The sequence below is a fragment of the Ensifer sp. ENS09 genome, assembly GCF_014852425.1.
GTDB lineage: Bacteria > Pseudomonadota > Alphaproteobacteria > Rhizobiales > Rhizobiaceae > Ensifer.
Window position 1 is genome coordinate 198,260 of the sequence record NZ_JACVBP010000003.1, and the last position, 15,648, is coordinate 213,907.

Genomic DNA, 15,648 nt, shown 5'->3' on the forward strand with positions numbered 1-15,648 from the left:
AGGCTCGGGAGATTGGATCAATAGGCGTTGGCGAGTTCTGCAGCCGCGTTGGAGGCGTCGTAGAACTTGTCGTCGTTGATGATCATCGCATCGATTTTCTCGCCCTTGGCGTAGCGCATCATCGTCTCGAAGGCCTTCGGCCCGAAGCGTGGATTGCACTCGACGACTGCTGCGATCTTGCCGTCGACGACCGCCTGCACGGCTTCCTTGCCACCATCGATCGACAGCACCAGCACGTCCTTGCCCGGCACCTTGCCGGCCGCTTCGAGTGCGGCGATCGCGCCGATCGCCATCTCGTCGTTGTGGGCGTAGATCACGTCGGCATCCGGATGGGCCTGGAGCAGGGCTTCTGCCACCTGACGGCCCTTGTCACGAGCGAAATCGCCGGTCTGCGAAGCGACGATCTCGAAACCGCCGGCCGCCTTGATCGCCTCGTCAAAACCCTTCTTGCGATCGTTGGCCGGCGACGACCCGGTCGTGCCTTCAAGCTCGATGATCTTCGACTTGCCGTTGGCGTTCTTTGCCAGCCACTCGGCAACGCGCTTGCCCTCTTCGACGAAATTCGAGCCGATGAAGGTCAGATAGTCTTCGCCGGCCTTGGCCAGTGACGGATCGACCGAACGGTCAAGCAGGATCACCGGAATGCCGGCCTTCTTCGCGGCCATGACTGCGGGGATCAGCGGCTTTTCTTCGCGCGGTGCGAGAAAGATCACGTCGACGCCTTGAGCGATCATCGAATTGACGTCGGCAACCTGCTTGGCGGCGGAGCCGGCAGCATCCGTATAGACGAGTTGAAAGCCGAGCTTTTCAGCTTCGGCCTTCATGCTGTTCGTCTGGGCGATGCGCCAGGGATTGTTTGATTCGGTCTGCGCGAAGCCGACCTTGTATTTGTCCTTCTGCTCAAGCTTCGGCACTTCGGCGATCGCGACACCCGCAAGGGCGAGCGCGCCGACGGCCGTTGCCGCAAGCATGAAGGTGCGACGGGAAATCATGGTCATAATCGGGTTCTCCTCCCAGATTGGCCGGTGCTCCTCTACCGGACGTGAGCGTTTTTGCGCTTCACATCTCCAAATCTTGCGCTAATAATATTAGCAGTCAAGGCCAAAAATTATGAGCACTTGCAAAAGCCTGCGTGCAGTGCAATGCACGCGGGAGGGTAGGGGGCACGCATGGCCAAGGGAAACGGGCGGAATCTGGAGAAAAAGGGCGAAGGGCGCCCGACAATGACGGATGTCGCCAGGATCGCTGGCGTGTCCCAGTCGAGCGTCTCCCTGGTGCTGAACGAGATGTCCGGCTCGCGCATCTCGCCCGAAACGCAGCAGAAAGTGCGCGAGGCTGCTCATAAAATCGGTTATAGACTGCCGGCGACCCGAGGCCCGGTTGCAGCCGCCCCGGCGGTCGAGAAGGACACGATCGCCTTCATCGTCGACGAGATCTCGACCAGCCCGCACCCCGTGGTCAGCCTCGACGGCATCCGCGACTATGCCTTCGAGCAGGGCATGCTGGTCTCGGCGCACGTCACCCGCTCCAATCCGGAACTTGAAGCCGCAGTGCTGCGGTCGGTCTTGCGCGACCCCTCCATCGCCGGCGTCATCTACGCGACGATCTTTACCCGCAAGGTTGCGGTTCCCGAGGCGCTGGCGCCGCTGCCGACCGTGCTTCTCAACTGCTACGGCGAGCCGCGCCAGCATGTGGCGATCGTGCCGGGCGAGGTCGCAGGCGGTTTTTCTGCCACGGCGCATCTGACGGCGCTCGGCCACAAGCGCATCGGTTTCATCAACGGCGAAAGCTGGATGGATGCCGCCGCCGACCGTCTCAAAGGCTACAAGCAGGCGCTTGCCTCCGCCGACATCGCCTTCGACGCGACGCTGGTGCGCGACGGCGACTGGCTGCCGCTGCGCGGCTACGAGGCCGGGCTAGACCTGCTCTCCATGCCCAACCCACCGACCGCCATTTTCTGCGGCAACGACCTGATGGCGATCGGTGTGATGGAGGCAGCCCAGGAGAAGGGTCTGCGGGTGCCCTCCGATCTCTCGGTCATGGGCTATGACGACCAGGAACTGGCGCGCTACACCCACCCGCCGCTCTCGACCCTGGTACTGCCAAACTATGAAATGGGCCAGAAGGCGGCTGAACTCCTGATCGACATGGCGATCCACGGAAAGCACATGCGGCCGATGACGATCAAGGTCGACGGACCGCTGGTGGTGAGGGATACCACCGCCCTCCTGTCCGCGGCCAGACCTTCCAGGAATGCTGGATAGGGCATCGCCAGTGCCATACTGAGGTGCGCTGGTCTAGACTGGCCGTGAGGCCGTACCAAGAAACCGCGTCATCTGTTTCTGGCAGAAGTCGAGATAGGCGCGCACGATGCTGGATGCCTGTGCGCCGGATAGAGCAGGCTGACGTGTTGCTCGGGCATGGGGTCGTCGACAAACACCTCCGCCAGGCGGCCATCGCTGATCGGTTCGGCCGCCAAAAAAGGTGGCAACTCGGTAACAAACTCGGCCGCGAGAGCCCGCGCCCTCAAACGCAGGTAGTCGTTCGTCGTCAGCATTGCTTGCGGCTCGAATACGTTCTCGCCGAGGCACCATGAGGCATGGCTGTTTGCATCCCGTATCCATGCGGCCAGGGGGAACTGGTGCAGGTTCTCGTACGTCGCAGTGGCAATCAACAGTCTACATCGCCACGAAGGTGCGCACCGGCCTCACTCCGGCAGTGAACGCCCTCGGTCTGACGCTGATCGGTTTGACCATACTTGCTGCCGTTGCCTACGAACTGATGTGCAGAGCACAGATCGGCATCTGTGCCGGTTGAGTAGGCGCGGGACACGATCCGGAAAGGGAAAAGAAAGTGCCTATCGTCGCTCGCCGTCATTTTTGCAGCGCCGTCGAAAAGCGAAATCACACGGCCGTTGACAGGAGGCTCGCCCAGAGATCTCGCGTCTAAGTCTCCTGGCGCATTTTCTGCTGATCGGCCCGTTTCTGCAGCCACTGGATGGTGGCAAGGAAGAGGGTGGAGAAAATGATCAGCAAGGTGGCGACACCGGCGATCGTCGGGCTGAGGGTTTCGCGCACGCCGCTCCACATCTGGCGGAGCAACGTGCGCTGCTCGGAGCCAGATGGAGTGGGCGACCAAGTATAACTGATTTAAGACCCAACAGCCGAGCCATTGACAATCTCAATATATCTGTTAGTCTGGATATATGGATAATTCAACCGCAATCGCGGCCCTTGCCGCACTTGCCCAGACCACCAGGCTCGAGACATTCCGGCTTCTCGTCCGGCACGAACCCGATGGCGTACCGGCCGGCGAACTCGCGCGCCTTCTTGAGGTTCCCCAGAACACCATGTCGGCACACCTTGCGACACTGTCGCGCGCGGGCCTCGTAACAAGCGAACGGCAGAGCCGTTCGATCATTTATCGGGCGGACCTTCAGGGACTGCGCGACCTGACGCTCTTCCTGTTGAAGGACTGCTGCGGCGGCTCGACTGAACTCTGCGCGCCGCTGATCGCCGAACTTACGCCTTGCTGTGCTCCCGAGGTGAAGCTGTCATGAGCGACATCAGGCTGGAGCCAATCCCGGGGAGCGATCCCGAACTGAAACTGGCGCTGTCGGCTTCCGGTCTTCCAACCGAAGACCTCGAAGACGCCGGGCGCTCTTTTTTCAGAGCGGTTTCCGCCGATGGCGGCACGGTTGGCTATGCTGGCATGGAGGCATGCGGCGACAACGTGCTCTTGCGGTCGCTAGTCATCTTGCCCGAGCACCGCGGCAAGGCGCTAGGAAAAACGCTGACCAGGGAAACGCTGAAGGCTGTCAATGTAAGTTCGGCAGTCTTCCTGGCTACGACGACCGCCGCTCCGTTCTTCGAGACGCTCGGTTTCATCGTCGTCGAGCGTGGCGATGTGCCGCCTGCCGTTCTCGCAACCCGTCAGCTTTCGGGCATCTGTCCGGCATCGGCCACGATCATGAAACTCAATAGGCCTCCGACCTAACCAACGGAAGACAACCATGACCGACAAGACTTACAACGTGCTCTTCTTGTGCACGGGCAACTCCGCACGTTCTATTCTGGCCGAATCCATCCTCAACAAGGAAGGCGGCGGGCGCTTCCGGGCCTTCTCCGCGGGCAGCCAGCCTAAGGGCGAAGTCAATCCACATGCCCTGAAAGAACTCGAAGCACTCGGCTATGCGGCGACTGGCTTCTCGCCGAAGAGCTGGGATGTCTTTGCCGCACCAGGCGCGCCCGAAATGGATTTCATCTTCACCGTCTGTGATAGCGCGCATGGCGAGGCCTGCCCGGTATGGATCGGGCATCCGATGAGAGCGCATTGGGGTGCCGAAGACCCCGCGGCCGCTGTCGGTTCCGAGGTCGAAATTCAACGCGCCTTCGCGACGGCGGCCCGTTTCCTGAAAAACCGCATCATGGCCTTCATCAGTCTTCCTTTGGCGTCGATCGACCGTCTGGCGCTCGAAGCGAAGCTCAGCCAGATCGGTGCGATGGAAGGCTCGACCGGAAATCAGGGGAAGACGGCCTGATGTCCACGTTTGAACGCTATCTCACCATCTGGGTCTTCCTCTGCATCGTCGTCGGCGTCGCCCTCGGCCATCTGATGCCTACCGTTTTCCAGGTCATCGGCGCGGCGGAGATCGCCAAGGTGAACCTGCCTGTTGCCATCCTGATCTGGCTGATGATCATCCCGATGCTCATCAAGATCGATTTCCGCTCGCTGGCGCAAGTCAGCACGTACTGGCGCGGCATCGGCGTTACCCTTTTCATCAATTGGGCCATCAAGCCGTTCTCCATGGCGCTGCTCGGGTGGCTGTTCGTCGGCTGGCTGTTTCGCCCCTATCTGCCGGCTGACCAGATAGACTCCTACATCGCAGGCCTGATCATCCTCGCGGCTGCGCCATGTACCGCGATGGTCTTCGTCTGGAGCAATCTGACGCGCGGCGAGCCGCTGTTCACGCTGTCCCAGGTGGCACTCAACGATGCGATCATGGTCGTCGCCTTTGCACCGATCGTCGGATTGCTGCTCGGCCTGTCGGCGATCACCGTACCGTGGGACACGCTCGTCCTGTCGGTCGTCCTCTATATCGTCGTCCCTGTCATCATCGCCCAGGTCCTGAGAGGGCGGCTGACCGCCGACGGCACGACGAAGGCGCTGGACGCCATGCTGGCGAAGCTGCAGCCGCTTTCGCTTGTCGCGTTGCTGGCGACACTCGTCCTCCTCTTCGGCTTCCAAGGCGAACAGATCATCGCGCAACCGACGATCATCGCGCTGCTGGCCGTCCCCATCCTGATCCAGGTCTATTTCAACTCAGGCCTGGCCTATCTCCTGAACCGGATGTCAGGCGAGCGCCATTGCGTCGCCGGACCTTCCGCGCTGATCGGGGCTAGCAACTTCTTCGAACTCGCGGTCGCCGCCGCCATCAGCCTGTTCGGCTTCCAGTCCGGCGCAGCACTGGCGACCGTCGTCGGCGTGCTCATCGAAGTCCCGGTGATGCTGTCGGTCGTCTGGATCGTGAACCGCAGCAAGGGCTGGTACGAGGCCGCGCCCGCCGTCTCCCAGAACACCATTCCTGAAAGGACATGACAATGGACGTAACCATCTATCACAACCCCGCCTGCGGCACGTCCCGCAACACGCTGGAGATGATCCGCGCCGCCGGGATCGAACCTGGTGTCATCGAATATCTCAAGACGCCGCCGTCGCGCGACGCGCTTGCAAAGATGATCTCTGACTCAGGATTGACCGTGAGGCAGGCGATCCGCGAGAAGGGCACGCCTTACGCGGAGCTGGGTCTCGATGATCCGAAGTTGACGGACGTCCAATTGCTCGACGCCATGCTGAAGGACCCGATCCTCATCAACCGTCCGTTCGTCGTCACGCCGCTCGGCACCAGGCTTGCACGACCCTCCGAGGCCGTGCTCGACATCTTGCCGGATGCTTTCAAGGGCGCGTTTTTCAAGGAAGACGGCGAGCAGGTCCTCGATCAGGAGGGCAAGCGCATTGTCTGAGACCTTCCCCGCCTTGCAGGAACGGCATCTTCGCCAACCGGACCTCGACGCGTTGCGTCCAGCGTTCTCGACGCACAAGCCGCGCATCCTGATCCTCTACGGCTCGCTCCGGGAGGTGTCCTACAGCCGCTTTCTTGCGCACGAAGCCAGACGTCTTCTCGAGCATTTGGGATGCGAGGTGCGGATGTTCCATCCGAGGGGGCTGCCGCTTCCCGACGAGGCTCCGGCCAGCCATCCGAAAGTGCAGGAGCTGCGCGACCTCTCCCAGTGGTCGGAGGGCCAGGTGTGGGTTAGCCCCGAGCGCCACGGTGCAATGACAGGGATCATGAAATCCCAGATCGACTGGATTCCCCTGTCGCTCGGATCGATCCGCCCGACGCAGGGAAAGACACTGGCGATCATGGAAGTTTCCGGTGGCAGCCAGTCCTTCAACGCGCTGAACCAGATGCGCGTGCTTGGCCGCTGGATGCGGATGGTCACGATCCCGAACCAGTCGTCGGTCGCCAAGGCCTACCAGGAGTTCGACGCCGACGGCAGGATGAAACCGTCGTCCTACTACGACCGCGTTGTGGACGTCTGCGAGGAACTGGTGAAGTTCACGCTACTGACACGAGACGCCTCGGCTCATCTGACGGATCGCTACAGCGAGCGGAAGGAACATGCGACCAAACTCGAAAAGCGAGTGTCGTTGAGGTCGATTTGATTTGAACTGCAAGGCGTCAGGCTTCGCTCTTGACGGGTGAACGCCAGTCCCTTGTCCGCATACTGGCATCGACGTGTTCCGCGAGAGCGATTTGTTCGAAGGCAGCCTGGCGTGGTATAAGCCAAGGTGCAACTCAGTTGAGCGACCACTGGTATTCAAGCTGAGATGAGCAAACGTCCCCAAAAACGGCCTTCATACGATCGGTGTGACGAAGACGCCTAGCCAAAGGCGTTCCGCAACCCTCGTTTAGACCTTTTTTGGAGACAACCATGCTCTCGCTGTCGCCGCGTGTGGCGATCGGGGCGTGCCTGTGCTGGGCTCTTGGTACGATCCTCAGCAAGGCACTCCTCTCGTCGTTTCCACCTGTCACAGTTCTCGTCTTCCAACTGACACCGAGCGTAATCGCGCTTTGGCTGGCCGCGGTTTTTGCAAGGCCGGACATTCCTGCCGCACGCTTGTTCGTACCCATCGGGCTACTCGGCCTTCTCAATCCGGGATGGGCCTATACGTTCAGCATGTTCGGCCTCTCGAATACCAGTGCGAGCATCGCGACATTGCTCTGGGCATTCGAACCGATCCTCATTCTCGGCCTCGCCTGGGCATTTCTCAAGGAACGAATTGATCGCCAACTGGCCGGTCTCGTGGCTCTTGCCGCCAGCGGGGTTTTTCTGGTCAGCGGCCTCCTCACGGGCGAACCGTCCTCGACCACGAGTCTGGGGGCAGCTCTGATTTTGGCCGGAGTGTTGTGCTGTGCGATCTACGCCGTCTTAGCACGCAATCTGAGAGCCAATCCGCTGTTCACGGTCGCCATACAACAGAGCGTCGCACTTGGTTGGATGGTCATAATTTGGACTCTTGCACTGGACGCGGTCGCCGCGCCTGGCATTGCGACCGTTCCGATCCATCACATTGCGATGATTGTTCTTCCCGGGCTGCTCTACTACGGACTTGCCTATTGGGCGTATCTGCATGCGCTTCGGTCAATGCCAGAGAGCGCTGCAGGCTGCCGCCAATGATCAGCGGCATGACACGCTTGCAGTCGACGAAGCCTTCTGGGAACGATCGATAGCCATAAACCTGAAGGCCTATTTCTTCGCGTGCCAGGCGGTAATTCCGGGCATGCAGGCGATCGGCGGCGGATCCATCATCAGCTTCACGTCCATCAGCTATATGTTGGGAAAGCAGGTTATCCCGTCTATGTGACGGCGAACGCGGGTATCAAGGGCATGACACGCGCGCTTGCTCGGGAATTTGGGGCCGACCGCATCCGTGTCAACGCACTGGCACCGGGTTGGGTGCTGAATGACAAGCAGAAACAGCAATGGGTGACGCCCGAGGCGCTGTCTACGCATCTTGGCCGGCAATGTCTGAAGGACACACTGACACCGCAGGACATCGTCGGTGGCTGCCTTTTCCTTGCTTCTTCCGCCAGCCGGATGATGACCGGCCAATCGCTTGTTATTGACGGTGGCGTTGTGACCACGGGTTAGATAGGGTCCGCCACACGAGCGTCCAGTTTCGAGGATAGGAGCAATTCCTCATATTCGCCGAGTTGCGTAATACAATGCTCAAAGATCGACCGCCCTTCGCTGATCATCCACGGCGATCACGGCCAATTCTTGGTTGTCCAGGCATCTCACATCAGGCAAAGGAGACGTGATCCTCAACAGCGTGGCCCCTGAAGACGTTCAAATAGAGAGCAGGTTCACCACTCCTCCTCCTCGCTGAATCCTCGTTCCTCTCTTGGCGCGCCTTCAGTCACGGTGGCGGCAATCTCTTGTCTCCTGAGTGGTCAGGCTACGGCGGTGCGCAATGCCACTCACTCTTCTTCGTTGAAGTAATTGTTCACCCTATCTTGGTTGACGTCACAATTTCCGCGATTTAGCATTTGATGATGTAAATAAGAGTTGCAATCACTGCCTTCCTCACAGATGCATCGCTCACCAACAGGGTTATGGGGAATTGTCGATGCAACGGTTCATCCTTCGGCAAAACATCCATCTGTACGAAGCAAAGCTAAGTACCGTTCCAACGGAAGGCGAGCGCACAATTTTGGAAGCGATGCTGGCAGCGTCACACGAAGAACTCGTCTTTCTCGAACAGCTTTGGCGCCTATCATGGCCTGAGCTCGATGCCCGACCATCCTTCGTATCTCAAATAGAGGATATACTTGATCGAGCCGTGGCAGCCCATGGCGCGGACTTTGGCAGTTGCCAGATCTGGAACGACGTGGATGGCTCGCTCGCCCTGTTTGCTCAATGCAACTTCGACAGGCAGTACGCAACCAAGTTTGCGCATATCAGGGATGGCGATGGGACCTCATGCGAAGCAGCGATGAAGGGCCTTAAAGCCGTTTGTATCGAGGATCTCGAGCGCGACATTGACTATCCTAATTTACACGGCTGGGCACGCGACAGGGGCATTCGCTCGATCACATCTATTCCGATCATGACCCCCGCCGGTAAGGGTATTGGCGTCTATTCACTTCACTACCGCAATCCACATGCGCTTTCGTCAGTCGAGTGTTTGTTGATCTCAGCATACCGCCCTCAGTTCGCGGCCGTCTTTGAGGGGATTCTGGGGCGGTAACTTCGAACCTCGACAGGATCCGGTATGCATCTGGTGAGGACCGGGGCATCGTGGTCGTCAAGGGCGACGAGGCCCCGATCGTGTTGTCGGCCATGAACCGACGGGATGCCCCGATAGGCCAGCCTGCCAGAGGATGTCAATCAACGTCAGCGGCTTCGACTACCTGCTGCAATTGATGCCAACCGGCCGAGTCCAGTTCTGCCGTCCAGCCGCTTGACGTGGTTCGGCGCTTTGCCCAGCTCACGCGACGAGGTGTCTAGGAACATGGGCGAGCACGTCGGCCTCCATAATGTGCACATTTAAACGCGGAACAGGGAACCATTTTTGCGGACCAGCATTTATCGGCCGGTTAGGCTAAACGTTATGAGATGCTCGATATGATTTGGGACCAGGCCCTCGTCGTTCTACTTCCCGGTATGTCCCGTGCGATGGAGATCGAGGACCCGCGGAACGCCATGTTCTTACTGGCTGAAAAGTGGCCGGTGACCCATGGACGCGAATTTCAGCGGGCGCTCGCGTTTTGCGCCGAGGCGATCGAAGGCAAATGCCCTCCGTCAAAAGCCCGATTGGCGTTCCTTGCGGCCGCCCGCAGGGCTAACGTCCTAATCGTAGATAGCGGGTCACCTGCTGCTAGCAGAAAATCGCCAGGGGATTCCTTGATCTGCCCCTTGCGGCCATCGACCCCTAACAGATTGATCGCGAGCTAGTGGGTTTTCGCCGCCAGCGGATGCTTCTTCATCGCCGATTTAGCCCCAACTGGCGGCCCGGCCTTTCGCAGAAGCCACCGGTCAGGACATCACTTTCCTAACGCTTGTCGAAGACGGCGAACGCGATGAGCTGCGCAGTTACGGCTGCAACGACACGTGTGTGGAGTTCGGCCTCCAGCTCGAGATCAACTCGCACGACGAGGTCGGCGTCGCGCTGCCTGCCGTTGGGACTATCAGTGGGTTATCTGCGTTTATCTCCGCCATCTGGGCTCTGGAGAACGCCGAACAGTTCCATCTGGCTTCATCCTGTATCCAGCCCGTTCCCAAAGTAGGAGGCTTGGTGTGGAGCCGCTTTCTCGTTTGGCGGTAGTCGGCTCCACGCTCTTTTCAGTCAGCGCGTTTGCGGCCCGTGATCATCGCCAGGACAAGGTTCTCCTTATGCTCGACGCTAGCGAAGAGGACGCCTGCGATATGAAGGGCAACGAGAGCAAGCGTAATGTTCACGAGCACCTCGTGAACCTCTTCCACCCATCCCACGCCCCAGTAGGTGTTGGTTGTCATCATGTATCCGGTTGCCGCAATCCCGGAGATGGCGGCCAGCATGGCTATCACCATCGCGCCGCCGGCAGGATTGTGCCCAATGTATCGCTTGGCGCGCATCCGGATGCTGTCCCGGATGAAGCCCAGCGTCGTGGCCGGGCTGTAGATGAAGCTTGAAAAGCGTGCGTGATGGCTGCCGATGACGCCCCAGATGATCCGGATGATCAGGAGCCCGATGATGGCGTACCCGGACAGCAAATGGGCCTGCTTCCATTCGTCGCCAGTGAGATAAGAAAATGCGAAAAGCGCAACTAGGCTCCAGTGAAACACCCGGATCAAATGATCCCAGACCTTAATCTGCGACGGCGAGGCCATGCTCGCCGTTTTGCGTTCTGTTCTGTCCATGGTCATTCGCTCTCGTTGCCGACCGGTGCGCCAGTTTCAGGGTTGAATAGTGTCTCGACCTTGTTGCCCTTGGTATCAATCCCATAGACTTCGTAGCAGCTGCCCTCGGTCTTGACCCGGCGCACGTCAATACCAGAGGCTTTTGCCGTCTCCTTGATTGCGTCCTCGCTCAGCCATTTATCCTTAGCGGCTTGCGTGCAGTTTTGCCCTTCCTCGGCACGGGCGGCGCCGACCAGGCCCGTTGTCACAAGGATAGTGGCGAGAATGATCTTTTTCATGGGGGTCTCCGTTACATGCCAGGAGCGGTGCTGCTCTTCTGGTCGGTTCGCAAGCTAGGAGGGGCCACCTGACGATCACCTGAGCGAATTTGTCAGCTTCTTGTCATCTCGGTAATGCTATTGATCGACGATGTGTCTTTTTCGCAATCTTAGCCTGGCGTTGCTCGTGGCGGGCCTGTCACTTCAGGCGCCGGCCCTGCGCGCCGACGACGATCGCCCTTCCGGCGTAAAATCGGGGGTGCCGTCCAACGACGAACTGGCGCGCCAGGTGCGTGAGGGAAAAATCCTGCCCCTCAGCGTCCTAAAGGCGCTGGTTCTGCGCCGAATACCCGGCGAGTTGATCAATGTCAGTGTCGACCGTGAGGACGAGCGCTTAGTTTACGAATTCCGGGTCTTAAGAAGCGGCGGCCAGGTCACGGAAGTCGAGGTGGATGCTGCCGCGGGCAAGATCGTCGAAATCGAGAACGAATAATGCGCGTGTTGCTTGCCGAAGATGATGCGCTTATCGCCCGAGATGTGGTCACCCATCTCACGAGGGCCGGGTTCAATGTCGTGCACGAATCCGATGGTGAAGCTGTGCTGTTTGCGGGCGAGCATGACGATTTCGCGGCCGTCATCCTGGATCTTGGCCTACCCAAGGTCGACGGACTTACGATCCTCAAGAAATGGCGATCGAATGGCCGCGATATGCCCGTTATCATCCTAACCGCGCGCGGTAACTGGGAGGAGCGCGTTGAAGGCATCAATGCGGGTGCGGATGATTATCTTGGCAAGCCGTTCCGCATCGCGGAGCTTTTGGCCAGGCTAAACGCTGTCCTTCGGCGATACTCTGGTCAGGCCAGCGCTGTTCTCTCGTCAGGCGCCATTTCCATCGACACGCGCCGAAGGACAGTTTTGGTCGATGGCCTGCCTGTCGACGTCACCCCACTTGAATACAAGTGCCTTTCGGTCCTCATGCAGAATCGACACCGAGCGGTTTCACAGATCGAACTTACAGAACAGCTTTATTCCCAGGACTTCGAGCGGGAAAGCAATTCCGTCGAGGTTTTGATCGGACGACTGCGAAGGAAATTGGGGCGGGACGCCATCTTGACGCGTCGAGGCTTCGGTTATCAGATTGCGGCGGACGAGACGACATGATGTCGCTGCACGGGCGTTTCATCTTGGCGTCTTTGATCGCGGTGTCGATCTGTCTCGCGGCGGCATCGATGGCGCTGGTCCAAATATTCGCCGATAGCTACAGCAGCCGCATTCAGAATGAATTAACGGGACATATCAACCGGCTTGCGGCTGTTATCCGCTTCTCCGCCGATGGACGAATACAGGTTTCCGCAAATCTCGAAAGCGACCGTTTCCTGCTCCCCTATGGTGGGCTCTACTGGCAAATCGACGATCCCTCCAAGATGGATGTGCTACGTTCACCCTCGCTTTTCGACTATGCCTTGCCACTGCCGGTCGAACCGCATCCCGTTGGCGTCATGCACCAGTATCGCCTTCCGGGGCCTGAAGAAAAGGATGTCCTCGTCCAGGAGCGTGCTTTGCTGTTAGCCGCGCCTGAAGGCAAAAGACCGCTCCGTATTGCGGTTGCGATCAATGCGGACGAGGTTGATCGCGCTCGCACAGCGTTCGCTCTCGATATCCTGCCCTACCTCGGCATTCTTGCTATCCTGCTGGTACTTATGTCCGTAGGTCAGCTTTGGGTGGGATTGCGACCTCTCGACCGCCTCGGGCGGGACCTGGAAGCCGTCCGTAATCGCAAGGCCACCGGTCTGACAGGATCGTACCCGCGCGAAGTCAAACCGCTCGTCGATCGGGTGAACGCGCTGCTGGAAAGCCAGGCCGGGGCGATCGAGAAGGCAAGGGGCAGGGCAAGTGACCTTGCACACGGGCTGAAGACACCTCTGACCGTGCTTGCGAACAATGCTCTCACGCTTCGGGAGAAGGGTGAAATTGAAATCGCCGATGAACTCGACCATCTGGCGGAAACCATGCTTTCTCATGTCGAGCACGAACTTGCTCGCGCCCGGATCAGCCCCACGCCGGACCAACGAAGCGGTGACGCCGACGTCCAGAAAATCGTCGGCGAGATCATCCGGATGCTGCAACACACCGAGGCGGGAGAGCGGCTGAGTTGGGAGACCGACCTGGAAAAAGACATCATGGTACCGATCGACCCGCATGATTTCCGGGAAATCGCAGGCAACCTTCTTGAGAACGCGTCCAAGTGGGCCAATAGCTGTGTATTGGTCACTGCCGCATACGGTGGCGGCCAGTGTCGCCTGGTGATCGAGGACGATGGGCCGGGTGTTTCGAGCGAGCATCTGCCGGAACTCCCTGGTCGAAGAGTTCGACTTGACCGTCTGAAGCCCGGCTCGGGCCTGGGACTGGCAATCGTGTCGGAAATCGCGAATCTCTATGGCCTGAGCCTGATTTTGGAGAATCGTCTCGAAGGCGGATTCCACGCGGAAATCATCTGTCCGGACGCAACCTCCTCTGTGGAGACCTGACGCATGATACGTTCGGCTGAAGATTGGTTCAAAGCCAGTCTGCTATTGTTCGCATTCGGCGGCCTGGTTGTCGGACTTGGGTTCTATTTCACGGGTCGAACGGAGGGCGCGCAGCTCGCGTGGATTATCGCCACTCTTCCGGTTCTGGCGGCCCTGTTCGTCGAGATAGTGCGAAGCTTGTGGCAAGGAGAACTCGGCCTCGACATCGTTGCGGCGCTGTCGATGTCGGCCGCGCTCGCGTTCGGCGAAACTTTGGCGGCCACCATTGTCGCGCTTATGTACACAGGCGGCGCCTTCCTCGAAAGTTTCGCCGAGGGAAAGGCACGCCGCGAGATGCACGATCTGCTCTCGCGGGTTCCTCGAACCGCGACGCGCTACGTCGGCGAAAGCCTCCAGGAGCTTTCCGTGGATGCCGTGCGGCGCGGCGACCGGTTGCTGATCCGCCAGGGTGATGTCGTTCCTGTCGATGGTACTATCTCGTCGGCGAGCGCCTTCGTCAACATGTCGGCGCTGACGGGAGAATCGCTTCCTGTTTCGTTGACCAAAGGCGCCACGGTCCTCAGTGGATCGGTGAATGCCGGCGATGCGTTCGATATGATCGCACAGCACGAGGCGAAGGACAGTACTTATGCCGGCATCGTTCGTCTGGTAGAAGACGCCCAACGTTCGAAGGCTCCGATGTCGAGACTGGCGGATCGGTGGTCAGTTGGCTTTCTGGTCGTGACCTTGCTGATTGCTTTCGCCGCCTGGTGGTACAGTGGAGATCCAGTGAGGGTGGTTGCGGTTCTGGTGGTGGCAACGCCATGCCCGCTCATCCTTGCCGTACCGGTTGCCCTTGTGGCCGGATTATCGCGTGCGGCGCATTTCGGCGTGCTGGTGAAGGGTGCTCGTCCGCTCGAGAGCATGGCCCGCATCCATACGCTGGTACTGGATAAGACGGGCACCTTGACCGACGGACGGCCCCAGATCGCCTTGATCCACGCACAGCCGGGGTTCAGCGAAGAAGATATACTGCGGCTTGCAGCCTCCATCGACCAGGTATCGAAACATCCGATGGCACAGGCTCTGGTCACGGCAGCTCTGAAACGAGGACTGGACCTTGTCTTGCCCGCAGACGTCACAGAATTTGCTGGCGACGGAGTGACAGGGTATGTCGACGGCCGGGCGGTGGCAGTCGGTGGGCACGATTTTGTTCGGAAGCAGTCCGAAGCCGTGCAGATGGAAATTCCGGACACGGAAGCCGGTTCAGCTTTCGTCGCCATGGCAGTGGACCAGAGGATAGCAGGATATATCGTCATGGCCGACCCCGTGCGGACCGAGGTCGGGGCGACCCTTAGTGGTTTGCGCCAGGAAGGCGTGAAACGCATAGTCCTGGCAACGGGCGACCGTGCTGCCGTCGCCGAACGAATTTGTGAGGGGTTGGCTCTCGATGCGGTTCGCTCCGGTTTGACACCGGACCAGAAAGTTCTGACCGTCTTGAGCGAGCGCAAGAACGGCCCCGTGATGATGGTCGGCGATGGCGTCAACGACGCGCCAGCGCTTGCCGCTGCCGACGTCGGGGTTGCCATGGGTGCTCGAGGAGCCGCAGCGTCCGCGGAAGCGGCCGATGTTGTCCTTCTGGTCGACAGGATAGACAGGCTTCTTACCGGTATCGAGATTGCCAGGCGATCACGGCGTATTGCGATTGAAAGCGTCGTGGTTGGTATCGGTCTCTCGGTCGTCGCGATGGTGGCGGCGGCGTTTGGCTATTTACTTCCTGTTGAGGGCGCGTTGCTCCAGGAGGCCATAGACGTCGCTGTAATTTTGAACGCACTTCGTGCGCTGAGGATTTCACCGACAATTGCCTGACGACCACACAATTTGGCGCGAGTTTCCATCTGCTGATGGTTGTGCGAT

At 59.5% G+C, this 15,648-nt stretch carries 20 protein-coding genes and 1 pseudogene; 16 read left to right on the forward strand and 5 right to left on the reverse strand.

The genetic code is table 11. The annotated features are described in order from the left end of the window. Positions 1-17 precede the first annotated feature (17 nt). A complete protein-coding gene (locus IB267_RS15910; protein ID WP_043611966.1) occupies positions 18-998 on the reverse strand; it encodes an ABC transporter substrate-binding protein in 981 nt (326 codons plus the stop codon). Between the two features lie 171 nt (positions 999-1,169). Here IB267_RS15910 and IB267_RS15915 point away from each other — a divergent pair, with 171 nt between their 5' ends. Continuing rightward, entirely contained in the window at positions 1,170-2,264 is a 1,095-nt protein-coding gene (locus tag IB267_RS15915; protein WP_192448479.1) for a LacI family DNA-binding transcriptional regulator, read from the forward strand. 68 nt (positions 2,265-2,332) lie between these two features. Here IB267_RS15915 and IB267_RS15920 read toward each other — a convergent pair whose 3' ends face one another. Further along, positions 2,333-2,674, reverse strand: coding sequence for a LysR substrate-binding domain-containing protein (locus tag IB267_RS15920; protein ID WP_210335891.1), 342 nt, complete (start codon positions 2,672-2,674; stop codon positions 2,333-2,335). A 271-nt stretch (positions 2,675-2,945) separates the two neighbouring features. Then, positions 2,946-3,122, reverse strand: a pseudogene (locus IB267_RS15925) (ABC transporter permease); the annotation flags it as partial. 83 nt (positions 3,123-3,205) lie between these two features. Between IB267_RS15925 and IB267_RS15930 the strand changes: the two are divergent. The 11 genes from IB267_RS15930 to IB267_RS33915 all read left to right on the forward strand — a co-directional run bounded on the left by IB267_RS15930 (position 3,206) and on the right by IB267_RS33915 (position 10,022). Further along, positions 3,206-3,559, forward strand: coding sequence for a helix-turn-helix transcriptional regulator (locus IB267_RS15930; RefSeq protein ID WP_192448480.1), 354 nt, complete (start codon positions 3,206-3,208; stop codon positions 3,557-3,559). Continuing rightward, entirely contained in the window at positions 3,556-3,996 is a 441-nt protein-coding gene (arsN2, locus tag IB267_RS15935) for an arsenic resistance N-acetyltransferase ArsN2 (protein ID WP_192448481.1), read from the forward strand. Before IB267_RS15930 ends, arsN2 begins: the two co-directional genes overlap by 4 nt. A gap of 16 nt (positions 3,997-4,012) precedes the next feature. Continuing rightward, on the forward strand, positions 4,013-4,540 hold the full coding sequence (locus IB267_RS15940; protein ID WP_192448482.1) for an arsenate reductase ArsC: 528 nt from the start codon (positions 4,013-4,015) through the stop codon (positions 4,538-4,540). Then, on the forward strand, positions 4,540-5,598 hold the full coding sequence (gene arsB, locus IB267_RS15945) for an ACR3 family arsenite efflux transporter (protein ID WP_192448483.1): 1,059 nt from the start codon (positions 4,540-4,542) through the stop codon (positions 5,596-5,598). Before IB267_RS15940 ends, arsB begins: the two co-directional genes overlap by 1 nt. A gap of 2 nt (positions 5,599-5,600) precedes the next feature. After that, positions 5,601-6,023 (forward strand): arsenate reductase (glutaredoxin), encoded by a 423-nt coding sequence (gene arsC / locus IB267_RS15950; RefSeq protein WP_192448484.1) that lies wholly within the window; start codon positions 5,601-5,603, stop codon positions 6,021-6,023. Then, positions 5,998-6,726, forward strand: coding sequence for an arsenical resistance protein ArsH (arsH, locus tag IB267_RS15955; protein ID WP_371742583.1), 729 nt, complete (start codon positions 5,998-6,000; stop codon positions 6,724-6,726). The genes arsC and arsH overlap by 26 nt, the downstream gene beginning before the upstream one ends. 269 nt (positions 6,727-6,995) lie before the next feature. Beyond that, positions 6,996-7,742 carry a DMT family transporter gene (locus tag IB267_RS15960; RefSeq protein WP_192448486.1) on the forward strand — a complete coding sequence of 249 codons (747 nt, stop codon included), beginning with the start codon at positions 6,996-6,998 and terminating at the stop codon, positions 7,740-7,742. Continuing rightward, a complete protein-coding gene (locus IB267_RS33705) occupies positions 7,696-7,929 on the forward strand; it encodes an SDR family NAD(P)-dependent oxidoreductase (protein ID WP_210335892.1) in 234 nt (77 codons plus the stop codon). Before IB267_RS15960 ends, IB267_RS33705 begins: the two co-directional genes overlap by 47 nt. Before the next feature lie 23 nt (positions 7,930-7,952). Beyond that, positions 7,953-8,216, forward strand: coding sequence for an SDR family NAD(P)-dependent oxidoreductase (locus tag IB267_RS33710; RefSeq protein WP_256436946.1), 264 nt, complete (start codon positions 7,953-7,955; stop codon positions 8,214-8,216). A gap of 478 nt (positions 8,217-8,694) precedes the next feature. Beyond that, on the forward strand, positions 8,695-9,315 hold the full coding sequence (locus tag IB267_RS15970; protein ID WP_192448487.1) for a GAF domain-containing protein: 621 nt from the start codon (positions 8,695-8,697) through the stop codon (positions 9,313-9,315). A gap of 416 nt (positions 9,316-9,731) precedes the next feature. Next, positions 9,732-10,022: a DUF982 domain-containing protein gene (locus tag IB267_RS33915; protein WP_371742584.1), complete on the forward strand. Its 291-nt coding sequence runs from the start codon at positions 9,732-9,734 to the stop codon at positions 10,020-10,022. Positions 10,023-10,409: 387 nt separating this feature from the next. Here IB267_RS33915 and IB267_RS15980 read toward each other — a convergent pair whose 3' ends face one another. Both IB267_RS15980 and IB267_RS15985 read right to left on the reverse strand, forming a co-directional pair. After that, the gene (locus IB267_RS15980; protein ID WP_192448489.1) at positions 10,410-10,973 is read right to left on the reverse strand and encodes a cytochrome b/b6 domain-containing protein; all 564 of its coding nucleotides are present in this window, start codon (positions 10,971-10,973) and stop codon (positions 10,410-10,412) included. Next, positions 10,970-11,245 (reverse strand): PepSY domain-containing protein, encoded by a 276-nt coding sequence (locus tag IB267_RS15985; protein ID WP_192448490.1) that lies wholly within the window; start codon positions 11,243-11,245, stop codon positions 10,970-10,972. Before IB267_RS15985 ends, IB267_RS15980 begins: the two co-directional genes overlap by 4 nt. Positions 11,246-11,411: 166 nt before the next feature. Between IB267_RS15985 and IB267_RS15990 the strand changes: the two genes are divergently transcribed. The 4 genes from IB267_RS15990 to IB267_RS16005 are packed head-to-tail and all read left to right on the forward strand — an operon-like array spanning position 11,412 to position 15,600. Then, positions 11,412-11,717, forward strand: a complete 306-nt coding sequence (locus IB267_RS15990) for a PepSY domain-containing protein (protein WP_246765082.1) — start codon at positions 11,412-11,414, stop codon at positions 11,715-11,717. Then, complete coding sequence (locus IB267_RS15995; RefSeq protein WP_192448492.1) at positions 11,717-12,385, forward strand: response regulator transcription factor; 669 nt, start codon at positions 11,717-11,719, stop codon at positions 12,383-12,385. Before IB267_RS15990 ends, IB267_RS15995 begins: the two co-directional genes overlap by 1 nt. Next, positions 12,382-13,752 carry a HAMP domain-containing sensor histidine kinase gene (locus IB267_RS16000; protein ID WP_192448493.1) on the forward strand — a complete coding sequence of 457 codons (1,371 nt, stop codon included), beginning with the start codon at positions 12,382-12,384 and terminating at the stop codon, positions 13,750-13,752. Before IB267_RS15995 ends, IB267_RS16000 begins: the two co-directional genes overlap by 4 nt. Before the next feature lie 3 nt (positions 13,753-13,755). After that, complete coding sequence (locus tag IB267_RS16005) at positions 13,756-15,600, forward strand: heavy metal translocating P-type ATPase (RefSeq protein WP_192448494.1); 1,845 nt, start codon at positions 13,756-13,758, stop codon at positions 15,598-15,600. Positions 15,601-15,648 lie beyond the last annotated feature (48 nt).